General features: G+C 62.7%; 13 protein-coding genes and 2 pseudogenes. 7 read left to right on the top strand and 8 right to left on the bottom strand.

The window, feature by feature from the left end:
- Window positions 1–215: 215 nt before the first annotated feature.
- A complete protein-coding gene (locus ACESL8_RS06290; protein ID WP_372916947.1) occupies window positions 216–608 on the top strand; it encodes a cadherin repeat domain-containing protein in 393 nt (130 codons plus the stop codon).
- A gap of 16 nt (window positions 609–624) precedes the next feature.
- On the opposite strand, the pseudogene ACESL8_RS06285 reads toward ACESL8_RS06290, so the two are convergent.
- From ACESL8_RS06285 to ACESL8_RS06275, 3 genes and pseudogenes are all read right to left on the bottom strand, one after another.
- Window positions 625–1,365 (bottom strand): annotated as a pseudogene (locus tag ACESL8_RS06285) (IS5 family transposase).
- Between the two features lie 44 nt (window positions 1,366–1,409).
- Window positions 1,410–1,523 carry a hypothetical protein gene (locus ACESL8_RS06280; RefSeq protein ID WP_372916950.1) on the bottom strand — a complete coding sequence of 38 codons (114 nt, stop codon included), beginning with the start codon at window positions 1,521–1,523 and terminating at the stop codon, window positions 1,410–1,412.
- A gap of 15 nt (window positions 1,524–1,538) precedes the next feature.
- Complete coding sequence (locus ACESL8_RS06275) at window positions 1,539–1,988, bottom strand: Ku protein (protein WP_372916945.1); 450 nt, start codon at window positions 1,986–1,988, stop codon at window positions 1,539–1,541.
- Window positions 1,989–2,160: 172 nt separating this feature from the next.
- Here ACESL8_RS06275 and gntA point away from each other — a divergent pair, with 172 nt between their 5' ends.
- Both gntA and ACESL8_RS06265 read left to right on the top strand, forming a co-directional pair.
- A complete protein-coding gene (gene gntA, locus ACESL8_RS06270) occupies window positions 2,161–2,880 on the top strand; it encodes a guanitoxin biosynthesis heme-dependent pre-guanitoxin N-hydroxylase GntA (RefSeq protein WP_372916943.1) in 720 nt (239 codons plus the stop codon).
- Window positions 2,870–3,490 carry a DUF1989 domain-containing protein gene (locus tag ACESL8_RS06265; protein WP_372916941.1) on the top strand — a complete coding sequence of 207 codons (621 nt, stop codon included), beginning with the start codon at window positions 2,870–2,872 and terminating at the stop codon, window positions 3,488–3,490. The genes gntA and ACESL8_RS06265 overlap by 11 nt, the downstream gene beginning before the upstream one ends.
- On the opposite strand, the gene ACESL8_RS06260 is transcribed toward ACESL8_RS06265, so the two are convergent.
- The 3 genes and pseudogenes from ACESL8_RS06260 to ACESL8_RS06250 form a co-directional block, all read right to left on the bottom strand.
- Entirely contained in the window at window positions 3,474–3,836 is a 363-nt protein-coding gene (locus ACESL8_RS06260) for a hypothetical protein (protein WP_372916939.1), read from the bottom strand. The genes ACESL8_RS06265 and ACESL8_RS06260 overlap by 17 nt on opposite strands.
- Window positions 3,836–4,381, bottom strand: coding sequence for a hypothetical protein (locus ACESL8_RS06255; RefSeq protein ID WP_372916937.1), 546 nt, complete (start codon window positions 4,379–4,381; stop codon window positions 3,836–3,838). The genes ACESL8_RS06260 and ACESL8_RS06255 overlap by 1 nt, the downstream gene beginning before the upstream one ends.
- 93 nt (window positions 4,382–4,474) lie before the next feature.
- Window positions 4,475–4,585 (bottom strand): annotated as a pseudogene (locus tag ACESL8_RS06250) (PEPxxWA-CTERM sorting domain-containing protein); the annotation flags it as partial.
- Window positions 4,586–6,578: 1,993 nt separating this feature from the next.
- On the opposite strand from ACESL8_RS06250, the gene ACESL8_RS06245 reads away from it, so the two are divergent.
- From ACESL8_RS06245 to ACESL8_RS06230, 4 genes are all read left to right on the top strand, one after another.
- On the top strand, window positions 6,579–7,358 hold the full coding sequence (locus ACESL8_RS06245) for a sulfite exporter TauE/SafE family protein (protein WP_372916935.1): 780 nt from the start codon (window positions 6,579–6,581) through the stop codon (window positions 7,356–7,358).
- Between the two features lie 95 nt (window positions 7,359–7,453).
- Window positions 7,454–7,891: a host attachment family protein gene (locus ACESL8_RS06240; RefSeq protein ID WP_372916933.1), complete on the top strand. Its 438-nt coding sequence runs from the start codon at window positions 7,454–7,456 to the stop codon at window positions 7,889–7,891.
- A 68-nt stretch (window positions 7,892–7,959) separates the two neighbouring features.
- Entirely contained in the window at window positions 7,960–11,112 is a 3,153-nt protein-coding gene (locus ACESL8_RS06235) for a WD40/YVTN/BNR-like repeat-containing protein (protein WP_372916931.1), read from the top strand.
- Window positions 11,113–11,500: 388 nt separating this feature from the next.
- A complete protein-coding gene (locus tag ACESL8_RS06230; protein WP_372916929.1) occupies window positions 11,501–11,710 on the top strand; it encodes a helix-turn-helix domain-containing protein in 210 nt (69 codons plus the stop codon).
- A 21-nt stretch (window positions 11,711–11,731) separates the two neighbouring features.
- Here ACESL8_RS06230 and ACESL8_RS06225 read toward each other — a convergent pair whose 3' ends face one another.
- Both ACESL8_RS06225 and ACESL8_RS06220 read right to left on the bottom strand, forming a co-directional pair.
- Window positions 11,732–13,030, bottom strand: a complete 1,299-nt coding sequence (locus ACESL8_RS06225; RefSeq protein ID WP_372916927.1) for an HlyD family type I secretion periplasmic adaptor subunit — start codon at window positions 13,028–13,030, stop codon at window positions 11,732–11,734.
- Window positions 13,027–13,919 (bottom strand): ATP-binding cassette domain-containing protein (locus ACESL8_RS06220; RefSeq protein ID WP_372916925.1); only part of this gene is annotated, 893 nt, incomplete at its 5' end. The genes ACESL8_RS06225 and ACESL8_RS06220, both read right to left, overlap by 4 nt.

Genomic DNA, 13,919 nt, shown 5'->3' with positions numbered 1-13,919 from the left:
GCTGCTGGAGAGGCTGAAACTCCGGTCGGGCTACGCCCTCCCTGCGTTCCAGCCTCTCCAGCAGCGCCATCCCCATCACCGCGCCAAAACCATTCGAACCGTGGCATTCCGACACCATCAGGGGGTCGAAATTGGACGCGATAAGGGGGTCGCGTTTGGATGCGATTTGACAAGCTATCCTGCGAATTGGATTTCAGTCGGTCTCGGGGGCCGGCTTGTTGTCGGGGGCTGGTATGCTTGCAAAGAATTTCACGCGGTCTTCTGCGGCCGCAGGCATCAGCAGCGCGTCAGCCAGCTTCGATGTTGCCGAGCGCACCACCGATGTGTCAATTCTGACAGCAAGCGGATTCGACCCTGGCGCAGTGATTATCTGGGCCATTGTCGGCGGCGCTGATTCGGCGCTTTTCGAAGTCAACCCGGCAACCGGGTTGCTGCGCTTTCGGACGGCGCAGAGTTTTGTTGCCCCCGCAGATGTCGGCGCCAACAATGTTTATGACGTGGTCGTTCGCGCTACGGACGGCACGTCGGTCAATGACCAGACGGTCGCAATCACAGTCCTCGACGGCCCCGATGTGTTCACCGGCACGGCAGGCAACGACGTGCTCTAGGCTCAGGATTCGTTGATCACGGCCAGGAGATGACGGTGGCGGCGAGCGCGATGGCGGAGAAGAAGACGGTCGGGCATCGATCGTAACGGGTGGCGACACGCCGCCAGTCCTTCAGGCGGCCGAACATGATCTCGATGCAGCTGCGGCGCTTATCGTATTTGATGGGGATAGCCCGGGATTTTCGTCGCGGAATGCAGGGCGTTATGCCCTTTGCCAGTCTGCATCGTAGCCGCGGTCGGCGGGCATCCACTGTGCCTTGGGCAGATCATCCAGTAGCGCTGCAGCGCCGGTGTAATCGCTGACCTGGCCAGCGGTCATGAAAAAGCTGAGCGGGCGACCGTCGGCATCGGTGACAGCGTGGAGTGTGGAGCGTGGAGCTTGGTGTTCATGCCGCCTTTGGTGCGGCCGATGAGCCGCCCAAGACCCCCCTTTTAACCCGCAGGCTCGATGCCGTCCGGTGCGCTTTGAGGGATGCCGCGTCGATCATGATCGTCTTGGGCGCGGCGCTCGCGGCGGCCAGTCCTTCCATCATGCAGAGGAAAACGCCTCTTTCCCCCCACCGCTTCCATCGGTTGTAGAGCGTCTTGTGTGGACCATACTCCCGAGGTGCATCGCACCAGCGCAGCCCGTTGCGGTTCACGAAAACGATGCTGCTCAACACCCGCCGATCATCAACCCGTGGCTTGCCGTGGCTCTTGGGGAAGTACAGCTCAAGCCGCGCCATCTGCTCATCGGTTAACCAGTACAGGTCGCTCATCCGCAGTCTCCTTGCGGAGCCTGAATCAGATCGAGACGCACAGATCAATGGGTCCTGACCCTAGCCAGCGCGGCCAGGCGCTGCTTGCGCTCGGCAAGCGGCAGTTGGGTAAGGTCTTCGCCTTTCAACATCAGCAGATCGAACGCGAAATAGTCGATGCGGCCGGGAGCATCCTACAGCGCGGCCTGCAACGTTTCAAAGCTCGTGCGACCCCGCAGCAAACGCATCCGCCGCCATGGCAGCAGCCAGTTCTCACGCTTCTCCCCAGCGCGCGGCTTGAGGCGGACCATGATCCACTCGCCGCGCGTCGCCAGTTGGCCGAGGCCGACCTTGCGGCGGCGGCGCAGCGCCGCGCGCGGCACGATGAAGGCCTCTTCAGCCAGATCGTCCGCCGGAACGACATAATAGGGCTTTTCATAATAGATCGGATCGATGGCGTTGCTGTCGACGAACTGCGTCAGCTCAAGCGTCTTCTTGCTCTCCAGCTTGATGCGCTTGCCCGAAGGCTGATGGATCTGATTGAAGGCGATCGACGCGCCGCTGCTGATGGCGGAGAAGATTTCCACCGGAATCGAGACCAGGGTCAGACGAAGCTGGCCTTTCCGATATGGGCGGGCGGCCATTCACATTCTCCGGCAAAATCACTCATTCAACGTGCGGTGTTCGGCATTGTTCCGTCGGGCTTCCGTCGGGTTACCGTCTGGGTTTTGGCGGGGTTCCATCCATTCGGTGCGGCGCTCACGCCAGGAACCTTTCGGGAAGTCGCTGGTTCATCGTCTGCAATTTGGAGATACCATGCCCGCCCCTCACGCTCTCGCCGAGCAATTCCAGAGCTTTGTCCGCGATCCTGCGTTCCCGTGTGTCGGCGCCAAGGCGGCGCTGGCGCGTGACAACATGCGGATCATTGTCTGCCGTGATCTTGGATCGGCGTGGGATGATCTGCGCATCCTACCGGAAATCACTCAGCTGGCTGAAGATTATCGCGCCGATCGCGAGATGTTCCAAACCCTTGTGGTGATCTTTGAACAGCCCGAGGTGATTGGCGAAGCCGAGTTTGAAGAGCGGCTGTGGGAACGCATTCAATCGCTGGCGGACAAGGACGCGCTGTTGCTGGAAAATGCGCACGATGCCCGGGTGAATGACGATCCAGATGACCCGCATTTTTCGCTCAGTTTCGGCGGCGAAGCTTTTTTCGTGGTCGGGCTGCATCCAGGTGCGAGCCGTCCGGCGCGGCGGTTCGAGCGGCCGGCGCTGGTATTCAATCTGCACGATCAGTTCGAGCAGCTGCGCGCGCAAGACCGCTATGAAAAGTTGCGATCCTCGATTCTCGACCGTGATTTGCGGCTTGCGGGAACGCCTAATCCGATGCTGGCGCGCCACGGCCAGGTATCGGAGGCGCGGCAATATAGTGGGAGATCGGTGGATGCCGACTGGGAATGCCCCTATGCCGGTCGCGGCGCCGGGGCGCAGCCGCCAAGCGATGCGGCCGCGCAGGAGGCGCAAGATGAGGCATGAAATCTCCCCACGGTCGGGCGCGGCATTTGCGCTTGATCGGGGCCAGCGACTGACGGTCATCGATCCATGCGGCGAGCAGGTGTCCGATCTTCTGGCCTTTGCCCGAGCCGACAGCGACGAGGTGATTTCTTCGGGGCGGACACTGGATTATCTGAGCCGGATTTATCTGACTGCGCCTGACCCGATTTATTCCAATAGGTCCAACATCATGCTGCGCATCATCCAAGACACGGTGGGCCGGCATGATTTTCTGCTGACGCCGTGTTCGAAAGACACGTTCCGGATCATCTATGGCGACAGCCAGCCCCACCGCGGCTGTTTTGGCAATTTGGCAGCCGCGCTGGAACCGTTCGGCATCGCGCCCGATCGCATTCCGGTGGCGTTCAATCTGTTTATGAATGTCGCGGTTGACGGCGTGAGCGGGGAGCTCAAGGTGTTGCCGCCGTTGAGCAAGGCCGGGGACAGGATCGTGCTGGAGGCGGAAATGGATCTGATTATCGGGCTGACGGCCTGTTCCGCGCTGCAATCGAACAACGGCAGCTTCAAACCGATACACTACAGCATTGACGATGGACCCGTGCCGCTGGCCGCATTCAATGGCAGCGGATGAGCTTTGTTCGCCGGCCGCGCTGCAACGTATAGGTTTCGGCCGCTGCGCCTTGCCGCTTTACGGAAAGTTGCAGGATATCGCCGTCAACCTTGCCAGTGAAGCGCGCCGGCGTGGTGAGTGTGGGCGCGTCGGCCGTGGCCCGGCCACTGGTGAAGTCTTCATGCCGGCCAGCGACATTGAACACGCCTGCGGCATCGGGGTGCACCGCTGCATCAATGGTTGCCGCCGCACAGGAAAATTCGATCCGGCCGCCCGCCGGGCCAAGCGACATTCTCACTTGGGGGCCGCCCCATTCGCCCGCCAGCGCGGGATGGGCGGCGGCGTGTGTGTTTGCGGCACCAACCATCAACATGCCTCCGATAACGACTGCAATCCCGGTTCTTGCGTGCACTTTGACACTCGACATGCGTTGTTCCTTTGCACCGCGGCGAACGTTACCATGATCGCCAACGCCAGCCTATTGCCGGAGCAGGTGCATTTGGGAAATTTGATATTGGCGTTCCGTCGCAGCACCAGCTGCCGCGCTGGCTTGTTTGCGATGCGCAGCGTCAACCGAAGTGTCTGGCCATTGACCCGTCCGTCAAACACGGTGGGTTGATCACGCCGACCAAGATCGGACAGCCGTTTGACGTCCGAGCTGTAGGGGTTGAAATACCCCGTCGCCCGAAAACTGCCGTCGGGGTTGAGCGCGGTGCGCCCTTCGATTTTCCCCCATGCGCATCGGCCCTGGACGATGGTGCCTGTTGGGGCCGAACGTACCGCGAACCCGTCCCCGGCCCAGTTGCCGGCCAAGGCCAGAATCGGCGCTGCCGGCGCGGGTGGCCGAACGGGCGAAACAGCGGGTGCGGATGCCAGCGTCAGGGCGGCCGCAGTGGTGAAGATATTGAGCATGGCTCGGTCCCTGCCTGCGAGGTTAGCTGCGCCGCAAGCCGAAACGGGGCACGGCCGTGACGCCGCGCCCCGTTGTCAGGTGGCTGCGCCGCGTCAGGCGGCGACTGTTACGCGCCGTTGGCGCCGTGCTGCCGCGCCCACAAGGCTAAACCCGGCGATCAACAGCGCCCAGCTCGATGGTTCGGGGACGGCGCCGGCGTTGATTTCGGCGATATAGGTGCCCCAGCGCGAACCACCGGTGCCGCCCGGATGGCCGAACGCCTCCAGATTATATTCGCGCGCGAACGTGCCCGTCACCCAAAAGCTGTGGACCGACATCGGGTCGAGCGTGACGCTGGAATAATCTGCCCAACGCTGACGCCCGGCGGCGGGCCGCCCGTAAAGGGCGCCATTGTGATAATCGTCGGTGTCGCTGACACGCAGCACGATCTCGCTGCCTTGTTCAACCAGTTGGCCGAGTGCGTTGGTTTTGAAAATCCGCGCCGCCAGCGTGAACCGACCGTCCGTGGGGTTCAGCCCCGAACGGTTGTAGCTGATCACCACCTGGCCAAACCGGTTCACCGCCATCGAGCCTTGATAGAAATCATGCGTGGCATCGCCCAGGCTGCCTTCATCAAGGACGGCGTTGGTGGCGGTATCGAGCACCGTGTAGCGCACCACGGTACGGTCCGTGCCGTTTTCGGTGACGGTGTGGACGCTGTAGATCTTGCCGGCGTGTTCGAAGGCGCTGCTGCTGATCTGATCACCGAAGGAATCGATGATACGGCGGTTGGCGGCGATGCCATTGGGCAGGGCCGGGTTGCCGAGAATTGCATCGGTGGCAGGCTGACGCGCCGGGTTGTTGCTCAGATAGTCGGTACCGATCGTCGTGCTGAATGTGGCCGTGCGAACCGCGCCGGCGGTGCCGGCATTCAGCACATCATAGCGGGTCAGGCCGTAATCGTTGATTGACGCCGCGATGATATGGCCAACGCCGTCGGTGCTTTCGCGGCTGTTGACGCCCTGGATGGCAAAGCCCCGTGTGTAATCATCGCCGGGCCCTCCGGTAAAGGCAGTCTTGAACTGAACGTTGCCGGCAACCGTTGGACCACCCGCAGCCATGATGCTGGAAATCGGGATCACGTTGAGCGTGGTGCCGCGAAAATTGGTCGCGCCGCCGACGCTTGCCGCACCGAAATCATTAGTGCCGATGTAAACGGCATTGTTGTCGATCGCCAGGGTCGGATAGTCGGCGAGCGTGCGCGCACCGGCAGCCAGCGGGGCAAAGCCTTCGAAACTGGTGGATTTCCAGCCACCCAGTGCATTCGACGTGTTCGACACGGCGACGAGCAGATCCTTGGTGTTGGCACCGAACGAAATCGCGATGAAGCGCTTGGAGGTGGCGTCGAACAGCACACGCTGGTCGCCATTGGGCACACCCTGCAGCCCGGCCGCCTGCCAGAATGCCGTGTCAGACGTGAATGCTGTCCGCAGGCCACTGGCCTTGTCGTAAACCGCGAAGCCGCCGTTGGTGAATTGCACATATTGAGTGCGGCCAGCAGCGCCGATAGTATCTGGCGGAATGAAGTTGCGGGCGACCGATGCGACGTCGTACTGGCTGATGCCTTCAAAACCCTTCGACAGCGAGCCGAGGTTGAAGACCGGGGCCGAAATGCCGCCATTATCCACGCCGAACGTCTGACCCGCATCAGTGTTTATCGCCGGCGGTAGTTTGGTTGTTGCATATTTGATGAGCTGCGCGTTTGCCGTCGTCGAAGCGAGGCCAGCCGCGGCAAGCACAGCAATGATTACGCCGCGTGAAACTGTGGTGTGCATTTTATATTCCCCCATCCGACTCGATATGCCACGAGCCGTAATAACCAAATGAAACCTTGGTTGTTCTGCTTATGCAATGGAAAAGCAGAATTCTCAATAAAATGTAATTATATATTAACTAATGGTTCATGTTTTAAATGGCGGGGCAAGGTCGTGCCGCACCGTGCAAAGCTGCCCTTGGGCATCCCAAGCAAATGCTTGCCGCATGTCTGCCACGTTTGGCGGCATCCCGGCTTGCCCTGCGCCCGCCAGGTGTTACGACAGCGTGAGGCGGTCAACACAGGATGGTATCGGCAGGTGCAAGGCAGATACAAGGCATTGGCGTGATGCGCGCGACCCCGCCGCCGTCGGCCAGCCCGCGTGCTGCGGCCCTTGAGCTTTGATGCCATTGCCGGATCTGTCCACCGAACTGGTGCAGGCATTGCTGCCAATGATCGCTGTGGGCTTTCTGGCGCAGTTGGTGGACGGCTCGCTGGGCATGGCGTTTGGCCTGATCTCCAATCTGATACTGGTTGGCATTTTTGGGCTGCCGCCAGCGCGGGCTTCGGCCAATGTGCATCTTGTGGAATGTTTCACCACAGCGGCTTCGGCCATCAGCCACATCATCTATCGCAATGTCGATTGGGGCTTGCTGGCGCGGCTGGCCATTCCCGGCATGATCGGCGGTGCCGCCGGGGCCTATCTGCTGTCCAACATCGACGCCAGCGTCGCGCGGCCTTTCGTGATGGCCTATCTGGCCGGCATCGGCATCTATCTGCTGTGGCGGGCGTGGCGGCTGGATCATGGCCCGCCCGCGCGGCCGCCGCGCCTGGTTACGCCGCTCGGACTGGTTGGCGGTTTTCTGGATGCCGCCGGCGGAGGCGGCTGGGGGCCGATCGTCACTTCAAATCTGTTGATCCAGGGCGCGCCGCCGCGCACCACCATCGGCACGGTGAACAGTGCCGAATTTCTGGTCACATTGGCGGTGTCAGCCAGCTTCATCTCGCAGTTGGGGTTGGCCGCTTTTTCGACGGCGGCGATCGGCCTGATCATCGGTGGCCTGCTGGCGGCGCCGTTCGGGGCGATCATCGCCAGCCGAGTGCCGGCGGCGCGCCTGCTGGTGATGGTGGGCGGCCTGTTGCTGGCCAGCAGCCTGTACAGTTTTTGGCGGGCGCTGGGCTGAGCCGCACTGAGTTTGGCACTATACGGGGAATCCGGGGCTGGCGCGGCGTTGATGCGGCCGCTGTAGTGGGGGCGCTCAAACCGACGGGAGCGAATATGAACCTGCACCATAATGCCCTGATCCTGGTTGCCGATGGCCAGAAATATCTGCTGCTGCGCAACACCGGAGACTTCCGCAAACTCGTCCTGAAGGTGGAGGCCAGCTGCGAGCGCAGCGGCGTGCCCACCCGTGATATGGGAACTGACCAGCCGGGCCGGGTATTTTCGAATGCCAGCGGCACGCCCAGTGCCGTTGAGCAAACCGATTGGCACCAACAGGCCGAGGATCGTTTTGCTGCTGAAGCCGCTGCGTTGCTTTGTGGCCGTGCGCAAAGCGATGGCGGAGCGGACATCGTGGTGGTGGCGCCGCCGCGAACTCTGGCCGAATTGCGCCGGCATTACAGCCGCGCGGTGAGCGCCCGTATCGTTGCCGAGATCGACAAGGATTTGACGGGCCATCCGGTCGACGAGATCACTGCGATCCTCACCCGCTGAGTTGACGCCAAAGCTGATTGCCTCCCGCTGTGCCGGTGCTACGACGGCGGCAACAGGGGAGAATGATCATGCGTGCATCTTGGCTTGTGGCTGTCAGCGCAGCGGCGATGATTGCCGGGCAATCATCGGCGGCCGAGGCCGCAAAGCCCACAGCGCCGGCCGGGGTAGAAGCCTATTTCACCGGCCTGAAATGGCGCAACATCGGCCCGGCGCGCGGAGGCCGCTCGATTTCGGCGGCGGGCAGCGTCAAACGCCCCAACGATTATTGGTTTGCAGCAGCCGGCGGCGGCCTGTGGAAAACTACCGACGGCGCCGCCAGTTGGCAGCCGATGACCGACGGCAAGACCGACACGGCGGCCTTTGGCAGCGTGGCGGTGTGCGAGGCCAATCCGGATGTGGTTTATGCCGCCACCGGAGAAGCACAGCTGCGCGGCAATGTGCTGCCCGGCAACGGCGTGTGGAAAACCAGCGACGGCGGCAAGACCTGGGCCAAGATCGGCTTGGCCGCCGTGCACAATTTCAGCCGTGTGCGCATCCACCCCAAAAATTGCGATACGGTTTTCGTTGGCGGCTTTGGCCACTATGGCGCCGACAACGATGATCGCGGCGTGTTCCGCAGCAAGGATGGCGGCAAGAACTGGAGCAAGGTGCTGTACCGCGACGCCAAAACCGGTGCGGTGGACATCAGCATCGACCCAGCCAACCCCGATGTGATCTATGCCGCGCTGTGGGAAGCCTGGCGCAAGCCGTGGGGCATGTCGAGCGGCGGGCCGGGCAGCGGCCTGTTCAAAAGCGCGGACGGCGGCAACACTTGGGCCGAGATCACCCGCGCGCCGGGGCTGCCCAAGGATGGACTGATAGGCAAGATCGGCGTGAGCGTGTCGCCGGCCGATCCCAATCGCGTTTATGCCATCATCGAACACGAAGCGGCCGGCGGCGTGTATGCCAGCAGCGATGCCGGCAAGACGTGGGAAAAGCGGGGCGACAGCCGCGACCTGCGCCAGCGCGCGTTTTACTACACCCGCATCGTTGCCGACCCGAAGGACAAGGAGCGCGTGTATGTGCTCAACGTCAATTTCCACCGTTCCGATGATGGCGGCAAAACCTTCACCAAGAAGATCAAGGTACCGCACGGCGACAATCACGATCTGTGGATCGCGGCGGATGATAACAACCGAATGGTGCAGGCCAATGATGGCGGCGCCAACGTGTCGGTGAATGGCGGCACCAGCTGGACGAAGCAGAATTTCCCGACCGCGCAAATCTATCGGTTGGGCCTGACCGCGCACAAGCCATACTATGCTTGTGGCGGCCAGCAGGATAACAGCACCATTTGCGTGCCATCACGCGGCTGGGGCCATGAAAATGTGCTGGGCGGCCTGTATGGCACTGCCGCGGGCGGCGGTGAAAGCGGCTATGTCGCGCCCGACCCGCGCAATCCCGATATCTACTATTCTGGCAGCTACGGCGGTCTGCTCACTCGTTATGACCACCGCACCGGGCAAAGCCGCACCATCACCTTGCGTCCCGATAATCCGATGGGCTATAGCGCCGGCGACATCGCCGAACGCTTCCAGTGGACCTTTCCGATCGTGTTCGATCGCCATGCGCCCGGCACGCTGTATGTCACCTCGCAGCACGTTTGGCGCAGCCGCAACGAAGGCCAGAGCTGGGAGAAGATCAGCCCGGATCTGACCTTGCATGATCCGGCCACGCTTGGGCCTTCGGGCGGGCCGATTACCCGCGATCAAACCGGGGTGGAAACTTATGCCACCATCTTTGCGCTGGCGCCGTCACGGCTGGAAAGCGGTGTGATCTGGGCCGGATCTGATGATGGGCTGGTGCACATCACCCGCGATAGCGGGGCGACGTGGGCCAACATCACGCCGCCCGGCCTGCCGAAATTCACCAAGATCACCACGGTGGAAGACAGCCCCCACAGCCCCGGCACCGCATATGTGGTCGGCCACCGGTTCTTGATGGATGATTTCACGCCGATCGCGTGGAAAACCAGCGATTACGGCAAGAGCTGGACTCAAATCGCCGCCGGGCTGCCGGCTGACGAGATGGTGCGGTCTATCCGTGAAGACATCAAGCGCCCGGGTCTGCTGTATGTGGGCAGTGAACGCGGCGTGTGGGCCAGCTTTGATGGCGGCAGCGCCTGGCACAAATTGCAGGCCAATCTGCCGGCGGTGCAGGTGGCCGATCTGGCGGTGACCGATCATGATCTGGTGATTGCCACCCATGGCCGCAGTTTCTGGGTGATGGACAATATCGATGTGCTGCGCCAGATCAGCCCCGGCACCGCACATGCTACCCGGCTGTTTACACCGGCTGGCGCAGTGCGCGGGGTCGATGCCGGGGTAGCAATCGATTATTATCTTGGCGCCGTCCCCAAATCCTTGGCCATCGAGATTTTGGGCAGCGATGGCGCGGTGATCCAGCGTTTCGCCGGAAAAGCCGAAGAGCCGAAGAAGGACGAAGCGCCTGCTGGCGGGGAGGACGAGGACGACGGTGATGCCCCAAAGGGGCCGCCCACCGCCGCGTTGAAGGCGGGCATGAACCGCTTCACCTGGGGCATGCGTCACCCCGGCTTTACCGCCTTTGACGACATGATCCTGTGGACCAGCCGCAATCGCGGTGTGCTGGCGTTGCCCGGCGCGTACAAGGTGCGGCTGATTGTTGATGGCAAGGTTCAGGAACAGGGCTTTGCCATCACCCGCGATCCGCGTGTGATTGGCGTGACCGAGGCTGATCTGAAGGCGCGGTTCGATCTGGCCCAGGCAGTGAACGCGCGGGTGAGCGAGGCCAATCAAGCCGTTCTGCTGGTGCGCAGCCTGCGCAGCCAAGCGCAGGACCGCGCCAAGGCCGGCACGGCGATAGCGGCGGCGGTAACGGCCCTGATGGACCGGCTGGCGGTGGTGGAGGCCGAAATCTATCAGGTGAAAAACCAGAGCCGGCAGGACCCGCTCAATTACCCGATAAAGCTCAACGACAAGTTGGCCGGGCTGATCGGCGTGATCGACAGCGCCGATGCGCCGCCCACCGATGGCGCGCTGGCGGTGTTTGCCGAGCTGTCGGGCCAGTTGGGGCGGCAGTTGCAGGCACTGGAAGCGGTGCTGGCCGGTCTGCCGGCGGCCAACGCTGCTCTGAAGGCAGCGGGCCTCAAGCCGCTCAGCCGCGCTCCGCAACCGGCTGTCCCGCCCGCCAATCAGCGTTGACGCGCTTGCCCTCGAGCTTGCGCGGCGCCTGCAATTTGTCGCCAATGGCCGGCCGGCTGCGCCGATCCTGTCTGCGCAGCTGCGGCTAAAGACCATGGCATCAATACAGGCCGCCGAGCTAAGGCGGCCGCACATACCGACAACAGACAAGCGACGAAAATTGATAAACTGTGAATTTACGCTATGCCTGTAGTCATTTCCATGACGTTGTGACATTGAGACAGTAGAAATTTCTGGTAAATGGCAGTGTTGGGGCGCTTCATATTCTGATTTTGCACGCGTAAGGGTAATTTTCGATATCATTCAAAGACATATTGCGCCCATATGGCGCCGTGAGGTCATAAGGGCGTCATTTAAATAGCGGCTGAGTTGGTATGGGGGGGCGAATATGCCGGTGCGATCAATGCTTTCGGTGCGTTTGGGCGAGCGTCGCCTGAAGATCACAGAGCTGGCCCGCCAAAGCGGGATCAGCCGCGGTACGCTGACCCGGCTTTACCATGACGAAGCTGATCGTGTTGACCTTGATGTGTTGGCGCGCCTGTGCGTTGCGCTTGGCTGCACGGTGGCCGATCTGCTTGAATATCGCGCTGAAAGCTGAGCTTCGGGCGCTTCGCGCACCTCACTTCTCGCGGAAAGCGCTGCTGGAAATCTGTGTGAGTGGGCTGAGCAGGTAGGACAAGACCGACCGTTTTGGCCCCAGCAGGCTGACATCGGCCAACATGCCCGGACCCAGCGGAAGACAGCCGGCATTTTCGGTGGGGAAGCAATCGCCGGGCAGCGCGATGCGCACGAGGAAATGCACTTCGCCGGTGCGCTCATCCACCACGGCATCGGGAGCGACGTTTTGCACGGTGCCATCCAGCGCGCCGTAGATGCTGTAATCATAAGCCGAAACTCGCACTCGCGCCTTTTGTCCGGCCGCGACGAAGCCGATATCCGCTGGCGACACCCTGGCTTCCACCAGCAATTTGTCACCAGCCGGCACCAATTCCACCAGCGGTTCGCCCGGGCTTACGGCAGCACCCGGCGTGGTGACACGCAGGCGGCTGACGATGCCGGCCACCGGCGCACGCACTTGGGTGCGGGCCAACCGATCGGCCAGCGCCGGTTGCTGCCCGCTGCGGCTGGCCAGTTCGGCACGGGTGACGGCCAAAGCTTCGGCAGCGCGGTTGCGAAACCTTGTGTCCACCGACCATACGCCGCGCTGTGCTTCGGTTATGCTGGCCCGGGCGCGGCGCAAATTTTGTTCCGCGGCACGCACACCGGCTTCGGCCTGCACACGCTGGCTGGTCACGCGGTCCAGCGTCAGCCCCGGTTCGGCACCTTGTTCCACCAGCGGGCGCATTACCGTTTCCTCACGGGCGGCGAGGCGCAGCGCCTCCTGCTTTTGCAGCAGGGTGGCTTCGGCTTCGGCGGCGGCGCGGCTGGCCTGTTCCTGGCGGGCCAATGCCATGCTGCGTTCGGTGCCCAGTGCGATGGTGTCGCTGCGCGCCAGCGCTTGTTCGGTGGCAACAATGGCGGGATCGACATCGGGCATGTTGATGTTGGGCAGGTCACCGCGCGCTTCGGCGGTCAGGCGCGCAGCGCGCACTGCCAGCGCATCAACGCTGGATTGGCCCACTGCCGCATCGGACGCGCGCAACACTGGATCGAGCTGCATCAGCAACTGCCCAGCCGCCACTTTTTGCCCCGGTTTCACAGCGATGCTGGCCAGCGTGCCGCCTTCGAGGTTGGACAATATCTGCAATTGCGAAGCCGGGATGACGCGTCCGGTGGCGGCGATCACCACCTCGAGCCGGGCCAGTGCCGCCCACACCAGCGTGATCGTCGTAAGCGCCACGATGCTCCACAGCAGCAGGCCGGGAAAATCCCGTTCCTTTTGTCCCAGCCCCAGCACGCGATCGGTGAAGCGGCTCATGTCTGGGCTCCGCCGTCGCCGGCCAGGCTTTTGAGCACGGCGTCGCGCGGGCCATCGGCCACGATCTTGCCGCCGGCGATGACCACCACGCGGTTGACCAGTTTCAGCATGGCCTGGCGGTGGGTGACCAGCAGGAACGTGCGGCCCGCCAGTTCGGTGTTGAGCCGCTCCACCAATTGTGCCTCGTTCTGGTTGTCCATGGCGCTGGTGGGTTCATCGAATACCAGGATTGGCGGCTTGCCGGCCAGCGCGCGGGCGATGGCAATGCCTTGTTTCTGGCCACCGGAAAGCCCCTCGCCGCGATCGGCGAGCGTGAGATCAAAGCCGTTTTCAAGCGCGCCAACCACATCGTGGGTGCCCGACAGCTTGGAAACGCGGATCAGTTCATCGTCATCAAGCGCCGGATCGGTGAGGGTGATGTTATCCCGAATCGAGCCGGAAAACAGCGTCACATCCTGCAGCACGGCGCCGATATTGGCTTTGAGATCGTCGGGGTGCAGCTGGCGGATATCGGCGCCATCGATCAGAACCTGGCCGGCATCGGGCTGATACAGGCCCAGCACCAGCCGCGCGACAGAGGATTTGCCCGAGCCTACCCGGCCGATGATCGCCACGCGTTCGCCGGGTTGGATCCGCAAACTGACGCCGGAGAGCGCCGTCTGGCCCTTGCCGGGATATTTGAAGGTGACATCGCGCAATTCGATGGCGCCTTCCAGCCGGGCGCGGCGTACGCTGGCGGTGCTGCCGGCTTCAAGCGGGCTGGCCATGAACTGATCAAGCCGGCCGATGGCGGCGCGGGTGGCGGAAAGGCGGGTGAGCAGACCGGCGACCTGGCTGAGCGGCGCCACCACCCGTCCCGACAGGATGGACGCCGCGATCAGCGCGCCCG

The organism is Sandarakinorhabdus sp. (assembly GCF_041689835.1).
Taxonomy (GTDB): Bacteria; Pseudomonadota; Alphaproteobacteria; order Sphingomonadales; family Sphingomonadaceae; genus Sandarakinorhabdus.
This window is presented reverse-complemented; position numbering and strand designations above follow the sequence as displayed.